This window comes from Dellaglioa sp. CoH-57-MRSF-22 (assembly GCF_056781895.1).
On sequence record NZ_JBXAXT010000006.1, the window covers coordinates 1 to 18,492 of the forward strand.

Sequence of the window (18,492 nt, forward strand, 5' to 3'; positions counted from 1 at the left end):
TGTCAAGAATTTTTTGAATAAATATTCATTTCTTCTTGCCGTATCAATCAGCTTTATTAATATACCATCTGGTATATCTCATGTCAACACTTTATTTGCGATATTCATTATCGCCTCAATAGCACTTATTAAATATATCAGCTTTCTTTTTCTTGGTCAAGTCTATTTATGTGAATATCTCTTAATATTACAAATAAATCGTAATTTCAGTCCCCTTATCATTCGAATCTTTCACACTAATCTCTCCACCCATTGATGTCACTAGTTCCTGCACAATAGCGAGGCCAAGCCCATTACCTTCTATTTGTTTATTTCTAGACGGATCTACTCTATAGAAACGTTCAAATATTCTTTTTTTGTCTTGATTTGAAATACCAATACCAGTATCTGATACTGCTATAAAAAATCTTGTCTTTATTTTGCCTACTTCAACTACCATACGCCCATTATCAACATTATATTTAACAGCGTTTTGCAATAAATTACCTAAGATAGTGGCTATCTTATTTTTATCAAACTTTACATAAAGATCTTTTGTTATTCTCTTGTCTACTATTAAATTTTTACTTTTAATAGTACTACTTAATAAATCTAACTCATAATTTATCATAGCATCTAAATTGAAACTCGAAATATTTTCTTTGGGTTTTTGCCCTTTTGCTAATTTTAATATCTCTTGAATTAATACTTCTAATTTTTCACTTTCGTCATAAATAATATTTAAAAATTTGTTAGTTGTACTTGAATCAACAGATTCTTCTAAAAGAGTTTCAGCAAATCCTTTAATTGCTGTTACTGGTGTTTTCAATTCATGACTCACATTTCCGACAAATTCATTTTGCATTTTCTCTAATAATTTCAGCTCAGTTATATCATATAAAATTACGATTACTTGAAATTCTACATTGTTATTTGCTATATAGACGACCGTTGCATCAACCACTCTGTTTGTATTGGCAATTTCAACTTCATCTCTTTGCTTATCTTGTGTTTTAATGGCTTTTTCAATTAGTCCACTCAATTTGTATGTTTTAATATCATCAATATATGAATGTTGCTTACTTTCTATCTGTTGGCCTAATAATTTAGAAATCATATCATTTACGACTAGTACTTGTCTTTTATGATCAATTTGCATAACCCCAACTGTCAAATGTTCAATTAATTTTAGATAGTTATTATTTTGTACCTGATAGTGAATATTTCTTTTCTTTTGATAACTTTCAACACGATTAATGGCTTTCGATAATTCAAAATTGGGACTATCTGTATCTAGTAATACATGATAAGAATCTCCTTTATTGACTAAACTATTCAATATATTAGCCATTAATTCGGACTCAGCACCTGCTTTAGATGCTATTTTATAAAGTATAGCTATTTCAATCAAACTCAACACACTTACTCCAATAATACTATTCTTACTAAAAAGTTTCCCGGATACATCCCATAGAAGTGTCATACTAAATGTTAAATTTAGCAACAAGATTAACGTCGTAATTATCCATTTTAGTTTTTGTTTCATTTATTCTCCTCAAACTTATAGCCAAATCCTCGAACTGTCTTTAAATATAGGGGGTTTTTAGCATCTACTTCTAATTTTTCGCGTAAATGGCTCACATGCATATCTATCATCCTTGTTTGCCCTTCATAATCGTATCCCCAAACACCGCTCAATAACTTTTCTCTACTTAGCACACGTCCTGTTCGTTTAATAAAATATACTAAAAGTTCGAACTCTTTTGGTGTTAATGCAACTTTTTCATCATTTTTATAAACTGAATAGTTAGAAAAATCAATTTTAAAATCTTTAAATTCTCTCACTTCATTATCAATTTGTTCATCCTTAGATGAGTCATGTTCAGTACGTCTCAAAATAGCCTTAATTCTTGCTATTACTTCTCTTGGACTAAACGGTTTAGTCATATAATCGTCTGCACCAATTTCTAAACCAATTATTTTATTCAATTCATCATCTTTAGCCGTTAAAATGATTATTGGCGTTTTTACTTTTTCTTGTCTTAATTTTTTTGTAACTTCGATACCATCGTAACCAGGCAGCATCAAATCGAGAATAATGAAATCAAAATTTTGTTCTGTTGCTTTTTTAAATGCACTAGGCCCATCTATTGCTACATGCACTTCATAGTTCGCATTTTCTAGATTATACGTTAACAGCGTAACAATTGCTGGTTCATCATCTACAACTAAAATTTTTTTCATTATTTATCCCCCTGATAACTAAATTTATTTAATTATGACTAACCCTATTTCATATGGTGAGTCTGAAAATATCGCACTTTCTGTTATTTTTGTATCTCCACTAAATGTCCTAATTTTTAATCGACAATACGTTGAGCTACTCTGTAATGCTTCATACAATTCGGTTTCGTTTCTAACTTCAATGCCATTACATTGAACGACCACATCACCAACCTCTACGTCCATCTTTGAAGCTGGCGTACCTGGGCGTACCCCTACAATTAATATTCCTTCATTGGATTCTGCAAACCATTTTTCTTGTTTATTATCATGGCGTTTGATCATATATTGGCTGATACAATACGCAACTAATAGAACAATTAATCCATATATCCCCATTATTGGTATAAATATAGCCATTATCGCTAAACCTGTCCCTATAAAAGCTAAATATAAGTATTGTTTTTTTATAAATTTGATAGCTACTCTTGGTATTTCTTTATAGATACGTAATGATAGCCCAACAATTAATGGTAAAATAATGATGTTAAATTCTGTACCTGCTATATGAATAATTGGCCACCAAGAGAGTACACTATGGAATTGATCACCCGGTGTTAGAATTACAAGTGGCACCAGATACAGATCCTTCATACTAAACGACGATATATTTCGCCCTCGTTTACCTGACTGTGTGTTCGGCGATAAGGGACTATTTCTGAATAAATACAGCGCACAAGCAGTTATAAATAAAATGACTGTCCCTATCAGTAGAATCCCTGTCGTAAATTCAACGTGAAATTCTTCATATTTAAATATTTCAAAATTACTTAATTGAGATTTAGTCATCCCATATACTAGTCCCGATATAATAAATAGCGGAAAGATAGCATCAAATACTGGGTATAGTAGTAGTCCTAAAATCATAAAAATAGCATAAATAACTACCCAGTTAATAGGCAACATAACACCTAGTCCAAATAGTAACATTGATCCAATAATACTAAAAATAAAGCCTACTTTTATTGCATGACGTCCCTCATAAAAATCACTATCGACAGCTGTTCTAAATGCTTGTCTCTCTTTTTTAATTCTTCGTGTATACATACCATAAATCAGTATAATTGCTAACCAAAGCGTTGGTTGCATGAAAAAGTTTCCAATAATTTTAAGCGTTACCATAAATGCACCTATTTTCTTTAATATATAGTACTCAAATTATATCATGCTTTGTCATGATTCAAAAAAGATAATCATAATAACAAAAAAGACTGAATTTTGCATTTAGCAAAATCAGTCTTTTAAAATTTAATTAAATTTTAAGGAAACGACGCATTGAAACGAACGATCCTAAAGCACCAATAATTATCCCGATTGACACTAATAATAAATCAATTTCTGCCAAGAAAGTTCCTGGTGTTAATAATTGATAACTAGTTGATGCCAACGAAACTTGTAAACCGTTATAAATCCAAATATAGCCAAAATCAACTAAAATAATTGGAATGATAGCACCTAAAAGCCCAGTCCATGCACCTTCAAGTAAAAACGGCCATCTGATAAATCCATTCGTCGCACCTACTAGACGCATAATTCCAATCTCATTTCTTCGAGATAAAATTGTGATTCTAATCGTGTTAGAAATTAAGAATACTGCAACAAAGAGGAGTAAAGCACTAATAATCATACCCCATTTTTGGATATTACCAACTACTTTAAATAGTTTTTTAGCAGATGTGCCCCCAAAACTAGCATCATTTACATAATCTAAACTTTTAGCACGTTTTGCAATTTGCTCAGTTTGTTTTGGTTTTTTAGTTTGAACATCAAATGTATCATATAGTGGATTATCATCCCCACCAAATAACTTAAATTCATTACCATAACTACCAACAACTTGTTGTAATTGCTCCTTTTTACTTGAAAAAGTAACTTTTTTAACTTCTGAATAACTTTCAAGTTTCTTTTTCAAATCAGCCTGTTGATTCTTTGTTGTCTTTCGTTCAACAAACACTCTGACTTGAACATCGTTCTCAACATCAGATGCTAATTTATTTACGTTCATTAAGATTGAAAGTAACACCCCAACCAAAATTAACGTTACAGTAACAGCACTAATAGCAGCAACAGACATCCATCCATTACGACGTAAACTCTTAATACTTTCACCAAAATGACGCCTAAACGTTCTCATTTTCATAACCGTATTTTCCTCCTTCTTCATCTCGGGCAATACGGCCATCTTCAATAGCCAACAAACGATGTGGATATTTGTTCACAATAATACTATTATGAGTTGCCATGATAACTGTTGTCCCTTGTTCATTAACTTTTTCTAAAATTGACATAATATCATCTGACGTTTCAGGGTCTAAATTCCCCGTTGGTTCATCAGCAATTAAGACTTCTGGTTTATTTGCAACTGCACGTGCAATCGCAATTCTTTGTTGTTCACCACCAGATAATTCTTCCGGAAATTTATCCGCCTTGTCAGACAAATCAACAAGATCTAGCACGTAATCAACACGTTCTTTAATTTCTGCAGGTTCTTTTTCAATAACTTCTAACGCGTATGCAATATTTTCAAAAATTGTTAAACGAGGTAATAATTTGAAATCTTGGAATACAATTCCTAAATCTCTTCGTAAAAATGGTACTTCTTTTGGTTTCATCGTTTCTAAATGAAAATCATTTACTGTGATTTCACCAGATGTTGCTTGTTCTTCATGGTACATCATTTTTATAAATGTCGACTTTCCGGCACCACTAGGTCCAACCACATATACGAATTCACCTTGGTCAATTCGAAGATTAATATCATTGCTTGCAATAATATCATCAGAATATTGTTTAAATACATTTTTAAATTCTATCAAACAGTGAATCCTCCTGTGTCTATTTTCATAACATTTTCATTATAGCATGATTATTTACCTTTATATTGCAGTAGTCTTACAATTAAGTTTCATTTTTTAACTTGGATTTTCATTTTTTAATTTCCACTGTAAATAAGCATTAATAAATCCATCTATATCACCGTCCATTACCGCTTGAACATTACCAGTCTCAAAATCGGAACGATGATCCTTAACCATTGAGTATGGGTGGAACACATATGATCGAATCTGCGACCCCCATCCAATATCCATTTGTTCACCTTGAATGGCAGCACGTTCTTTTTCTTTTGCTTCCATTTCAAGTTGATATAACTTAGATTTCATCATACTTTCAGCCGTTGCCCTATTTTGAAATTGTGACCGCTGCGCTTGGCTCGAAGTTACTATCCCTGTTGGAATATGAATTAATCTAACTGCTGAAGATGTTTTATTAATATGTTGTCCACCAGCTCCGGATGATCTAAATACTTCCATTCTGATATCATCTTGATTTAATTCTATTTCGACTGAATCATCCAACTCTGGCATCACATCAACAGATGCAAAAGACGTGTGGCGTCGACCAGCAGCATCAAAAGGTGAAATACGAACTAATCGATGCACCCCTTTTTCACTCTTAAGATAACCATACGCGTTTACTCCCTTAATAAGAAGCGTCACACTTTTCAATCCCGCTTCATCGCCAGATTGATAATCTACTGTTTCGACGATTAGCCCACTTTTTTCAGCCCATCTCGTATACATTCTAAGTAACATTAATCCCCAATCCTGAGATTCGGTACCTCCTGCACCTGGATGGATTTCTAAAATAGCATTTCTGCTATCATAAGGTTCATTCAATAATAATCGTAATTGATACTTGTCGAGTGCTTTTTTTGTCTCGTTAAACAAGTCATCAAATTCTATTAGCATATCATTATCATTTTCTTCTTGTAATAATTCAAGCATGACTTGTAATTCTGATACCTTACTCTCTAAATCATGAAACGCATCATATTTACCTTTTAATTGATTGTTTTCGTCAATAACTTTTTGTGCTTCTTCTTGGTGATTCCAAAAATCTGGGTTAGCCATTCGTTCTTCATTTTCAGAAATACGTTCATTCAGCGTCTCTAAGTCAAAGAGACCCCCTGAAGTTAGTTATTTTTTGTTCCATTTCATTAATTTGTTTCCTATAATCGCTTAATTCCATCAATTTTCTCCTTAATTTACTAAAAAGAGTCACCTTCAAACTCTATCGAATTCGGAAGTGACTCTTTAATAATGTTCTCTGATTAACTTTTTGATTAACGTTTAATATTTTGTCTGATTTCAGCTTTCATAAATAAACGTGTCACTTCAAATTCTATTGCTCCAACGACTTCTTCGAACATTCTAAATCCATCTGATTGGTATTCAACTAGAGGGTTTAATTGTCCGTAGCCACGTAGTCCAATAGACTGACGAAGTTGATCCATTGCATCAATATGCGCTGTCCATTTATCATCAACAACACGTAACACAACCACTTTTTCAAATTCAAGCATTTGTGCTGCATCAACTAATTGATCTTCTTTAATTTCATAGTTCTTTTCAGCGCGGTCGACCAAGTAGGCTTCGATTTGGTTAGCATCTTTACCTTCTAAATCTGCCAATGAGATACTGTCTTCATTAACCATTGAAGAGACAGCAAAATCTACAATAGCTTGTAAATTCCATTCATTTTGGTCACCTTGCGTGTGCATCTGAACAATATGATTAACAGTACGTTGTATCATAGGCATAATAACAGGTTTTAATGTTTTTTCTTCCATAATAATTTGTTGTCTCTGGTTATAAATAACCTCACGTTGTTCACGCATAACATCATCATATTGTAAAACATTTTTACGTGTATCATAGTTATTACCTTCGACACGTTTTTGTGCTGATTCAACTTGTTTTGTAATCATACGACTTTGGATAACAGCGTCATCTTCAGTAATGTTCATACGTTCTAAGAAGCTCTTAATACGTTCTGAACCGAATCGTAACATCAAATCATCTTCCAAAGAAAGATAGAATTGTGTCATCCCATCATCCCCTTGACGGCCAGCACGGCCACGAAGTTGATTATCAATACGACGAGATTCATGGCGTTCTGTACCAATAACAGCTAATCCACCAATTTCTTTAACGCCAGGGCCTAATTTAATATCAGTTCCACGTCCGGCCATATTCGTAGCTATGGTAACAGCACCACGTTGTCCAGCATTTAAAATGATTTCAGCTTCACGTTCATGATTTTTAGCATTTAAGACAGCATGTGGAATTTCAGCATCATCTAACATTTGTGCCAATAATTCTGACGTTTCAACTGCTACAGTACCAATCAACATAGGTTGACCAGCTTCATGGCGTTCTTTGATATCAGCAATGACAGCTTTAAATTTGCTATTTAAAGATGGATACAATAAATCTGCTTTATCATCACGAATAATAGGTTTATTCGTTGGAATTTGAACAACTTCCATATTATAAATTTCACGGAATTCTTCTTCTTCAGTTTTAGCAGTACCCGTCATACCAGATAATTTCTTGTACATTCTAAAGAAATTTTGGTAAGTGATGTTAGCCATTGTTTTAGTTTCGTCTTCAATTTCAACATGTTCTTTAGCCTCGATAGCTTGATGAACACCATCAGAATAACGACGACCTTCCATAATACGACCAGTAAATTGATCAACAATCATAACTTCACCATCTTGTACAACATAATCTTTATCACGTAGCATAACAAAATTAGCCCGTAATGCATTATCCAAATGATGAGTCAAAATTGTATTATCTGTATCATATAAATTATCTAGTCCAAAATATTTTTCACCTTTACGAATTCCTTCTTCGGTTAATGAAATTGATTTTGATTCAAGATCAATTTTATAGTCTTCTTCTTCAGTTAACGTTTTAACAAAACGATCTGCACGAACATACATGGCAGTCGTCTTTTCAGCTTGACCAGAAATAATCAACGGTGTTCTAGCTTCATCAATCAAAATTGAATCAACTTCATCGACGATAACATAGTTTAAAGGTCTTTGAACCATATCTTCACGATAAACAACCATGTTATCACGTAAGTAATCAAAGCCTAATTCACTATTTGTTGAATAGGTAATATCAGCTGCGTAGGCTTCGCGCTTTTCTTCAGCTGTTTTTTCGTTAATATTCAATCCGACAGTTAAACCTAACCATGAATATAATTCGCCCATTTCTGTTGCATCACGGCTTGATAAATATTCATTAACAGTAACAACATGAACACCTAGACCTGAAATTGCATTTAAATAAACGGGCATAGTAGCTGTTAAAGTTTTACCTTCACCAGTTTTCATCTCCGCAATATCACCATTATTTAAAACCATTCCACCAATCATTTGCACACGGAATGGGTATAGTCCTAACACACGTTTTGCGGCTTCTCGTACCACTGCAAATGCTTCTGGTAAAAGATCATCAAGCGTTTCACCTTCTTGATATCTTGCTTTAAAAGCAGGTGTTTTAGCTTTTAGTTCATCATCAGATAATAAAGCCATCTCGTCGGCCATATTTTCAATATTATCGGCTATTTTGCCTAGTTTTCTTAATTCACGATTATCACTTTCAACCCATTGTCTTAATACATTTGCCATTTAGCTTTTCCCCTTATATATCAAACACATTTATTGAATTATTTTTAATTATAATATCATTTTTTATAGTATCACTAAATCAATAAATTTTAAACTAAAATAACAAAAAAGCCCTGAGTAGTTAACTTACTCAACAGGCTTTTCAAGGTTAGTTTAATCTTCAGCTTCAATTAAACCATAGCGACCATCTTTACGTTTGTAAACAATGTTAATACCCTCTGTATCAGCATCTTCGTAAATAAAGAAGTTATGGCTCAACATATCCATTTGTAAAATAGCTTCTTCACTATTCATTGGTTTTAAAGAAACATGCTTTGTCCGAACAACATCAAATTTGCTTACTTCATCAATAGAATCTGATTCTTCATCAGCAATTTCATTACGAATTTCAATATCTTTAATTCCCTTGCCTCTTGATTGGCGATTAATTTTAGTTTTATATTTGCGAATTTGACGTTCTAATTTATCAGTCACAAGATCAACACTTGAAAGTAAATCTTGTGATGTTTCTTCAGCTCGAAGGACGAGAGAAGGCATCGGAACTGTCACTTCAACTTTGGCCGTTTTATCTGAATAAACTTTTAAATTAACATGGGCCGTTGAATTAGATGTATCAGTAAAGTATTTTTCTAATTTAAATAATTTCTTTTCAACATAATCTCTAGTAACATCTGTAACTTCAACATTTTCACCGCGAATATTGTATTTTAACATAATAAACTCTCCCTTCAATCTACAGCAGGTAACGAAACTATTAATTACCTTACCGCTTGATTTAATTATAAGCGAATAGACTTAAATTTACAAATGATATCCCTTAACAAATCTATTTAAAACGCCATTGTAATCGTTAACAGTCATTTTAACTTTTGCTTAAATATATCATACTAATTTATTTAAAAATTGTACCTATTGTTCATTATCTTGCAAGGGTAATACTCTTAATGCTTTTAGCATTTTGTGCTAACAAAATATGGGCATAAAATAGTGTTCGGCCGGTAGTATAAATATCATCCACAATCAAAACAACTTTATCCGATAAATCTGGGCAATCTGGACTAAGTTCAAACGGTTGAATTAATTCAAGCCTTTGTTGCCTATTTTTATGCGATTGTTTTTCTTTAACCGTATTATTTCGCACTAAAAAATGATCATGCTTAATATCTAAAAGACCACAGACTTGATTAAATCCTCGATTATTTAACGTTTCAGAATCAACAGGTATCACCACGAGGTAATCAAAATCAATTGTTTCTATTTTGTGCTTTAATTGTACTTGAAAAATAGTTCTCAGCTGATAATCACCATTAAACTTATAATTTTTAATGATATCTTTCATAAAATCATTATAAATGTACAACGCTTGATTCTGAAAATTTAAATTAGGATAAATAAGTTGCCATTTCTTACAATCCGCACATAATTGTGGCCTATTTTGTTCTCGACCGCATCCTCTACAGGCTAACTGAGTATTAATCAATCGTAACTGCTCCTGGCATCTCTTACAAACTATCTTTTTTTCATAAGGTTTAGTCGATAATATAAATGCTAGCGTTAATTTTTGACTAAATGTATTATGACAAATCTGACAGTTTCTCATATCTTTAATTTCCTTGCTTTACGATTCATCGTTTTTATTTGTCCAACTGCCTTTTTTATTGAAATCGTGTAGTCACAACATAAAAAGATAACGTCACCAAACGGACGATTGACATTACGTCCCACTCTGCCAGCAATCTGAACTAACGCTGCCGTTGAAAAAGTTTTATCATCTGCACCCAGAACAAAAACATCCAGATTAGCAAATGTCACACCACGTTCTAAAATTGTTGTTGTGATTAGATACCGTAGTTCGCCTGTTCTAATTGCCTTAACTTTATCTAGTCTATCTGGATCTTCAGAATAAACAGTGTCCCCCTTTAAATTAGGAAACTTCTTTTTAAATGCTTCCATTACTGGTTCCAATAACCAAATTTTCGGCACAAAAATTAAAAATGGATCCTTACGTTTTAGCCACTCTGTCATTTTCAGTGTTAATTTTTTGGGTAAACGTCCTTTTTTTAAATTCTTTTCCCACGCTTTTTCAAATTTAATTTTAATTTCAGGCAATAATTGACCATGAAAGCGTATTGGTAAATAACTAACCGTTAATTGTTTTAAGCGAACCTCCTTTAACAGATCCTCACTTGGGGTTGCCGTTAAAAATAAACTTGCCCCTTTTTGTTTAGTTGCTTGTGTTGTTGCTTGAAGCAGTAATTGATTCTGTGCATATGGAAAGGCATCTACCTCATCAACTATCATAACGTCAAACGCTTTATGAAATCTTAACAATTGATGTGTTGTACAGATGACTAGTTGGGTATAACGGTATGGTTCCGTTGTCTTTCCGTGCAGCAAACAAATATCAATATTTTGAAATGCTGCCTGCAATCTCGGAAATAATTCAATACAAACATCGACCCGTGGTGATGCTAAACAGATGCGCTTACCATCCATAATAGCAGCTTCAATACCTTTGAATAGCATTTCTGTTTTACCAGCGCCGGTTACCGCCCACAGTAAATGCCGGGCACCCGAATTTTTAAAAATTTGTTTCACTTCATTAGCACATATTTCTTGGCTAGTCGTTAATTCTCCATTCCACGTCAATGGACTCCCTTTTTGAGTTGAAAACAAGTTGGGTTCAGGTATAGTATAAAGTGTAGTCGTAGTTGAAATACGTCCTAATATCATACAGTATGAACAATAGTACCGGTCACCTTGTAATTTATTTTCCTTTAAATTAAGTTGTGAAAGGCATCTGCGACAGATTAATTGTTTATCTTCAATACTAATTCCTGGGTACGACGTAAGTTCATCTAAATTAATAGTTTCGTCAATTTCTGAATCAGTTATTAAACGACCATACAAACTTGAAAGTGTCATTCTCCTCAATCCCTTCAATAAGTTTAAATACGCAAAGGAACCTTAATTATGTCAAAAAATTATTTAACAATTAAAGAATCTGGTTTAGCCACATTAATTGAAAAGAAGTCTTCCTTCATTTGTCGTGTCACTCGAATCGCGACAGAATCTGATGCAGTTGCTTTTATTGAATCAGTCAAGAAATTAGAACCTAAAGCAAGACATCACTGTTTTGCATACACATTTGGTACTGAGTCTGAAATCCAACGTCAAAGCGATGATGGTGAACCCTCTGGAACGGCTGGTGTTCCCATTCTAGAAGTTATTAAAAAAAATCAGCTTAAAAATATTTGTATCGTTGTTAGTCGAAAGTTTGGTGGTATTAAGCTAGGTGCTGGTGGTTTAATCCGTGCTTATAGTAATGCTGCTTCGCAGACGATTGAACAAATTGGTATCGTTGAACGTATTTTACAAACCGAACTTATTTGCCAAATTGCTTACCAAAATGTTGGAAAACTTGAAAATTATCTTGAAAAAAATTCAATTATAATCCAACACACAACCTATCTTGAAACAGTAGAAATAACTTTAGCAGTTGATAAAAATTTGATATTAACCTTACAAGATCAACTAATCAACCTACTCAATAACCAAATAACTTTTAAATTAGGCCAAGATTTATATAATGAAATTCAAGTTAAGTAAAAAGGATGCCCAATTACTGGACATCCTTTTTACTATCTATTTTTTTGAAGTCATCGTTTTAACAATTCTTTTAATCCAATTTAGCAGTGGCTTTCGTTTAGATCCAACTAATCCGATGGACTCTACGAATAGTTCTAGTCCCACTAATGTCGCAACTGACATTAGTATTGAACCCCAAATTGATGATATTGGATAAAGTAATGAAATAAATGAAAAAATTAACGCAATGCCATATATAACTAATACTGTCTGTCGATGCGTTAACCCCATTTGCATCAAACGATGATGTAAATGATGTTTGTCTGCTTGAGAGATAGGCTTTTTATTTAAAATCCGGCGTAACATTGCATAAACAGTATCCGTAATTGGTACACCCAATATTAAAACAGGCACAATAATAGAAATAAAAGTTGCATTTTTAAGTCCAGATAAAGAGAATACTGAAATCATAAATCCAATAAATAACGCGCCTGTATCCCCTAAGTAGATTCTAGCTGGAAAGAAATTATATGGCAAAAATCCAATCAGAGCAGCAACCAGCGTAAACATCATAATTGCAATATAACTATTTGTATTAACTAAAAAGAAATAGCCTACCAAACCACTTGTAAATAAATCAATAATGGAAACCCCAGTTGCTAAGCCATCTAATCCGTCTATTAAATTAATAGCATTTGTAATAGCTAAAATCCAAATAATTGTAATAGGGAAACTCATCCATCCTAAATTAATAATACCAAAATAAGGTAAAGTGAATGTCGTCATTCGCATATTTGAAAAAAAGTAGACGATCAAGGCGGCAACTGTGATGCCAAACATCTTTTGGCGTGGTTTTAATTCAAACTTATCATCTAAAACACCGGTGATAATAATTACCAATTCAGCAACAAACAGTGTCACTAACATTTTTATTGGATATTGATTTTTTAAAATAAAAAAATTCGTAAAGTTAAAAGCTATAAAAATGGCTAATCCACCCATTGTAGGCATTGAAACCTTATTTACTCGTCTATTATTTGGAACATCGACTGCTCCAATTTTAATTGAAAATAGTCTAATAACGGGAGTTAGCAACGCGGAGATAAGCGCTGTTGCGAAAAATGCTACGATAATTGGAAACATTTTGATATCTCTCCTTAAAAATATTCTGTCATAGTAGTCTTAACTATACCACGTTGTTAAATAAATACAAAAAAAGTATCAATTAAATTTAATTGATACTTTTCAATGTTTATTTTTTCAAATGATAATTATATGTTGCAACAATAATATTCTCGCGAGAATTTAAGACCGTTCTCAATCTTAAACTCGTTTGATTATGAAGAATATTTTGCCATGGTTTTCTTGGAACAAACTGTGGTACTAAGACTGTCGTTGTGAAGTTACGAGCAGCGGCATTCTTAGCAATAACATCTGTAAATTTCACAACAGGTGAAGCAATTGAACGATATGACGAATGTAAATCAACAAAACGAACACCAGGGAAACGTTCTTTAAATTCACGTTCCGTTTCATGTTCTTTTTCCGGATTTGTATCGAAAGAAACGTGCATTGCAATTACGTAGTCACCAATTGAACGTGCATAATTAATTGCACCCGTTGTAACATGCGTTACAGAACTAACTAACACGATAACTGTGGAGCCATCGTAATCATGAATTTCTGCTTCTTCTGTTAAACGTAATTGTTCGGCAACTTTATTGTAATGATCATTTATTTTATAGAATATAATATACATAACTGGCATGATAATAAAGAATGGCCATACTGTTGATAAGCGATATCTAAAGAGAATCAACAAAATACTAAATGAGATAAAGGCCCCTAAGAAATTGTAAAAGGCTTTCATAATCCAACCTTTTGGGCGATCATGATACCATTTTACAATCATCCCTGTCTGAGACAACGTAAACGGAATAAACACACCTACCGCATATAATGGAATTAATAATGACGTTGATCCATTAAATATAAATGTTAAAATAATTGATCCGGCCGCTAACGTGATAATTCCGTTAGAGTAGCCTAATCGATCACCTTTATCCATATACAAATGAGGCATAAATTTATCTTTAGCTAAATTAAACGCTAAAATTGGAAATGCCGAGAAACCTGTATTTGCAGCTAATACTAAAATCAATACTGTTGAAAATTGGAAAACGTAATACAAAATACCTTGTCCAAATGTTGTTTGTGCAATTTGTGAAAGAACAGTTACTTTTTCAGTAGGAATAATGCCATACCAATAGTTTAAGAATGTTATTCCACCAAAGAAGACTGCCAAAAGCGTCGCCATAATTGTTAAAGTAGCAGCAGCATTTTTAGCATGTGGTTTTTTGAAGAAAGGCACTGCATTACTAATTGCTTCAACACCAGTTAATGAAGATGATCCCGATGAGAATGCTTTCAAAAGTAAGGCTAGTGTAATTCCAGGAACGGCCGTACCCACAGCAGCTGTTGCGTGGTAAGGTACTTGACCTGTCATAATATTATAACCACCAACTAGTAACATCAATATAATCATAACCACGAAAAGATAAACAGGAATAGTTAAGAATGAAGCTGATTCCCGCAAGCCTCGTAAGTTCATTGCCATTACCAAAATAATAATAACCACTGAGATTGCTACTTGATGTCCATATAACGAAGGTACCGCAGAAATCAATGCCTCAGTCCCTGCGGAAACACTAACCGCTACTGTCAACATATAATCAATTAAAAGCGATCCACCAGAAATTAATCCAGCATTTTTACCTAAGTTTTTACTTGAGACAACATACGCGCCTCCACCCTTAGGATAAGCATGGATAATTTGGCGATACGAAATTGTAATTGAAGCCAATAAAACTAAGACTAACAATGCAATTGGTAATGAATACCAGATTGCCATTGCTGAAAAGCCCACTAAAACGGTAACAATTTGTTCCGTACCATACGCCACAGATGAGAGTGCATCTGACGATAAGAGCGCTAATGCCTTAAATTTTGATAATTGTTGATCTCCTTCTTCAGAAGATTTTAATGGCTTCCCAATTAAAAGTCTCTTTAAATAACGACGCATTTCTCTTTACCCCTTATGTTCTATATTTAAAAATCCATTCATAAATGATGCCAAAACAGCGCATTTATTTTACTGAATAGTTATTTTAATTACTAATTTCTATTCACCGAATTCACTCTATTTTACTCGTTTATTTTTAAATATACAATACTGCAAACAAACTTTATTTTCAGCATAAAAAAAGAGCTACTAATCCCAGAATAACACGGATTAATAGCTCTTAAATTTTCATCATTTTTTATGACAAATGGGTTACATCATACCGCCCATACCACCAGGCATTTGTTGTGGATCAGCTGCAGATACTGGTTCTGGTTTATCTGCAACAACTGCTTCAGTTGTTAATAATAAGGCTGAGACACTAGCTGCATTTTGCAATGCTGAGCGTGTCACTTTAGTTGGATCAACAATCCCAACTTCAATCATATCTTGCCATTCATTTGTTGCTGCGTTAAAACCAATACCAGGTTTTTCTGATTTTAGTTTTTCAACAATAACTGAACCCTCAAGTCCAGCATTCTTTGCAATTTGGCGTACTGGTTCTTCCAAAGCACGTTGAACAATCTTGATACCCGTTAATTCATCGCCAACTGCTTCAAGTGCAGCAACTTTACTAATAACGTTAACAAATGCAGTACCACCACCGGCAACGAATCCTTCTTCGACAGCAGCGCGTGTCGCATTCAAAGCATCTTCAATACGGTATTTGCGTTCTTTTAATTCTGTTTCAGTTGCAGCACCAACTTTGATGACAGCAACCCCACCAGATAATTTTGCCAAACGTTCTTGTAATTTTTCACGATCAAATTCAGACGTCGTTTCATCGATTTGTTTTTTAATCAAACCAACACGTTCTGTAATTTTAGCTTTATCACCAGAACCTTCAACAATAACTGTGTTTTCTTTTGTAATATTAACTTTACCAGCTGAACCTAATTGTTCAATTGTTGTATCCTTCAATTGTAAACCAAGTTCATCAGTAATCACTGTTGCACCAGTAACGATGGCAATATCTTCAAGCATCGCTTTACGACGATCACCAAATCCAGGTGCTTTGACTGCAACAACGTTAAATGTACCACGAATTTTATTCAATACTAATGTTGGTAAAGCTTCCCCATCAACATCATCGGCGATGATTAACAATGGGCGACCTTGTTCCACAATAGATTGTAATAATGGTAAGACTTCTTGAATATTAGAAATTTTCTTATCCGTTACTAAAATATATGGTGTCTCTAAGTTAGCTTCCATTTTATCGTTATCAGTTACCATATATTGTGACAAGTAACCTCGATCAAATTGCATCCCTTCAACGACATCTAATGATGTATCGATGCTTTTTGATTCTTCAATTGTAATAACGCCATCATTACCAACTTTTTCCATAGCGTCAGCAATTAAAGCACCAATTTCTTCATTAGCTGAAGATACAGAAGCAATTTGAGCAATATCTTCTTTTGTTTCAACTTTGTGTGATAATTCATGTAATTCAGCAACGGCTGCTTTTGTAGCAGTTTCGATACCACGACGAATCCCAACAGGGTTAGCACCTGCTGTCACATTCTTCATACCTTCAGTGACGATAGCTTGTGTTAAAACAGTAGCAGTTGTCGTTCCATCACCAGCTATATCATTCGTTTTTGAAGCAACTTCTGATACTAATTTAGCACCCATATTTTCAAAATGGTCTTCTAATTCAATCGCACGAGCAATTGTTACACCATCATTTGTAATAATTGGTGAGCCATATGATTCTTCTAAAACAACATTACGGCCTTTTGGTCCTAAAGTTGATTTAACGGTATTGGCTAATTGGTCAACACCTCTAAGCATTGCTGAACGAGCATCTTCAGAAAATTTTAATTCCTTTGACATAATTAATCCACCTCATCTTTAATTTAAATTTATATTAGTCTACTGTTGCAACGATATCTTTTTCATGAACAATTAAGTAGTCTTTACCTTCGAATGAAACTTCTGAGCCAGCATACTTATCAAATAAAACGGTCTCTCCAACGTTAACAGCAACAGCAATTTTTTCACCGTTATCCATCGTACGGCCATCACCAACTGCAACAATTTTTCCTGTTTGTGGTTTTTCTTGTACGTTACTTGCTAAGACGATCCCGCCTACTGTTGTTTCTTCTTCTTTTGTTACTTCTAAAATAACACGATCTGCTAATGGTTTTAACACGTTCTATCCCTCCAACACTTTTATTTAGCACTCTATCTTCCTAAGTGCTAATCACAAAATTAACTATAATCAATTTTTCAAACAATTGCAAGCATTTCAGCTCTTATTTAATAGAATTTTTAATATGAATTGAATTCGCTATCTAGTCAATTATGCTATACTTATCATACAAATTTATTCACTAGAAAAATGCACGACTATCTAATTACAGTTAAAGGAGTTCTCATGTCAAAATCAACTAGTAAAAATTCAATCGCTATTTTATTAGGCTACCTCGTTATCTTTATTTTACCAACAATTCTGAATCAACTATTTTCTTTAAAATCAGTTATCTATCCAGTAATGACGGCTGATTATGTTTTAGGAGCAATATTGTTAATTTGGTTAAATCATTACTTCAGTGCTAGAAATACAATAGATGGTTCCTCTAAATGGTCACAAATTATTTCGTGGGGTATTCTTGGATTCGTTCTAACGTTAGTAATCCAAACAGTTATTCAATTAATTTCATTCACCATTTTAAAAACGACCGTACCCTCACAAAATACAAATGAAATTATGACTATTTTTACAAAATATCCTTATTATATGTTGGCAGTCTCACTTGGTGCTCCCATTATGGAGGAACTCGTTTTTAGAAAAGTCTTTTTTGGCAATTTAGCAAGTTTCATATCACCTATTTCTGCCGCAATTCTTTCTAGTTTATTATTTAGTTTGGCACATAATGATGGCCATTTAGCTATCTACTTTTTAATTGGATTACTTTTCTGTTACCTCTACAAACGAACAGGTGACATCAAAACGTCAATGATTGCTCATATTCTTATGAATAGTCTAGTATTAATTATTCAATCGTCACTTTAAAAGAAAGGTGGA

16 protein-coding genes are annotated in these 18,492 nt (G+C 33.3%); 2 read left to right on the top strand and 14 right to left on the bottom strand.

Annotated features, from left to right (window positions below; all coding sequences use genetic code 11):
* Positions 1-187: 187 nt before the first annotated feature.
* From AC1RPR_RS06530 to AC1RPR_RS06575, 10 genes are all read right to left on the bottom strand, one after another.
* The gene (locus tag AC1RPR_RS06530; RefSeq protein WP_481762412.1) at positions 188-1,330 is read right to left on the bottom strand and encodes a sensor histidine kinase; all 1,143 of its coding nucleotides are present in this window, start codon (positions 1,328-1,330) and stop codon (positions 188-190) included.
* A 191-nt stretch (positions 1,331-1,521) separates the two neighbouring features.
* Positions 1,522-2,223 (bottom strand): response regulator transcription factor, encoded by a 702-nt coding sequence (locus AC1RPR_RS06535; RefSeq protein ID WP_481761964.1) that lies wholly within the window; start codon positions 2,221-2,223, stop codon positions 1,522-1,524.
* Positions 2,224-2,247: 24 nt separating this feature from the next.
* Positions 2,248-3,384, bottom strand: coding sequence for a PDZ domain-containing protein (locus tag AC1RPR_RS06540; protein ID WP_481761963.1), 1,137 nt, complete (start codon positions 3,382-3,384; stop codon positions 2,248-2,250).
* A gap of 130 nt (positions 3,385-3,514) precedes the next feature.
* Positions 3,515-4,402: a permease-like cell division protein FtsX gene (ftsX, locus tag AC1RPR_RS06545; RefSeq protein ID WP_481761962.1), complete on the bottom strand. Its 888-nt coding sequence runs from the start codon at positions 4,400-4,402 to the stop codon at positions 3,515-3,517.
* Positions 4,383-5,078, bottom strand: a complete 696-nt coding sequence (gene ftsE / locus AC1RPR_RS06550) for a cell division ATP-binding protein FtsE (RefSeq protein ID WP_481761961.1) — start codon at positions 5,076-5,078, stop codon at positions 4,383-4,385. Before ftsE ends, ftsX begins: the two co-directional genes overlap by 20 nt.
* A gap of 96 nt (positions 5,079-5,174) precedes the next feature.
* Positions 5,175-6,291 (bottom strand): peptide chain release factor 2 gene (prfB, locus tag AC1RPR_RS06555; RefSeq protein ID WP_481761960.1). Its coding sequence is split into 2 segments (ribosomal slippage): positions 5,175-6,218 and positions 6,220-6,291, totalling 1,116 coding nucleotides; the frame shifts between segments, so codons are not numbered across the junction.
* A gap of 94 nt (positions 6,292-6,385) precedes the next feature.
* A complete protein-coding gene (gene secA / locus AC1RPR_RS06560) occupies positions 6,386-8,749 on the bottom strand; it encodes a preprotein translocase subunit SecA (protein ID WP_481761959.1) in 2,364 nt (787 codons plus the stop codon).
* A gap of 153 nt (positions 8,750-8,902) precedes the next feature.
* Positions 8,903-9,463, bottom strand: coding sequence for a ribosome hibernation-promoting factor, HPF/YfiA family (gene hpf / locus AC1RPR_RS06565; RefSeq protein WP_409021489.1), 561 nt, complete (start codon positions 9,461-9,463; stop codon positions 8,903-8,905).
* Positions 9,464-9,668: 205 nt separating this feature from the next.
* Complete coding sequence (locus tag AC1RPR_RS06570; RefSeq protein WP_481761958.1) at positions 9,669-10,229, bottom strand: ComF family protein; 561 nt, start codon at positions 10,227-10,229, stop codon at positions 9,669-9,671.
* Between the two features lie 116 nt (positions 10,230-10,345).
* The gene (locus tag AC1RPR_RS06575) at positions 10,346-11,674 is read right to left on the bottom strand and encodes an ATP-dependent helicase ComFA (protein ID WP_481761957.1); all 1,329 of its coding nucleotides are present in this window, start codon (positions 11,672-11,674) and stop codon (positions 10,346-10,348) included.
* Positions 11,675-11,722: 48 nt separating this feature from the next.
* Here AC1RPR_RS06575 and AC1RPR_RS06580 point away from each other — a divergent pair, with 48 nt between their 5' ends.
* Positions 11,723-12,358 carry a YigZ family protein gene (locus AC1RPR_RS06580; protein ID WP_481761956.1) on the top strand — a complete coding sequence of 212 codons (636 nt, stop codon included), beginning with the start codon at positions 11,723-11,725 and terminating at the stop codon, positions 12,356-12,358.
* Between the two features lie 36 nt (positions 12,359-12,394).
* On the opposite strand, the gene AC1RPR_RS06585 is transcribed toward AC1RPR_RS06580, so the two are convergent.
* The 4 genes from AC1RPR_RS06585 to groES form a co-directional block, all read right to left on the bottom strand.
* Positions 12,395-13,480 carry a glycosyltransferase family 4 protein gene (locus AC1RPR_RS06585; protein WP_481761955.1) on the bottom strand — a complete coding sequence of 362 codons (1,086 nt, stop codon included), beginning with the start codon at positions 13,478-13,480 and terminating at the stop codon, positions 12,395-12,397.
* A gap of 109 nt (positions 13,481-13,589) precedes the next feature.
* Entirely contained in the window at positions 13,590-15,419 is a 1,830-nt protein-coding gene (locus tag AC1RPR_RS06590; protein WP_481761954.1) for an APC family permease, read from the bottom strand.
* A 252-nt stretch (positions 15,420-15,671) separates the two neighbouring features.
* Positions 15,672-17,297 carry a chaperonin GroEL gene (groL, locus tag AC1RPR_RS06595; protein ID WP_481761953.1) on the bottom strand — a complete coding sequence of 542 codons (1,626 nt, stop codon included), beginning with the start codon at positions 17,295-17,297 and terminating at the stop codon, positions 15,672-15,674.
* Between the two features lie 34 nt (positions 17,298-17,331).
* Positions 17,332-17,616, bottom strand: a complete 285-nt coding sequence (gene groES / locus AC1RPR_RS06600; RefSeq protein ID WP_481761952.1) for a co-chaperone GroES — start codon at positions 17,614-17,616, stop codon at positions 17,332-17,334.
* A 225-nt stretch (positions 17,617-17,841) separates the two neighbouring features.
* Here groES and AC1RPR_RS06605 point away from each other — a divergent pair, with 225 nt between their 5' ends.
* Positions 17,842-18,480 carry a CPBP family glutamic-type intramembrane protease gene (locus AC1RPR_RS06605; protein ID WP_481761951.1) on the top strand — a complete coding sequence of 213 codons (639 nt, stop codon included), beginning with the start codon at positions 17,842-17,844 and terminating at the stop codon, positions 18,478-18,480.
* Positions 18,481-18,492: the final 12 nt, after the last annotated feature.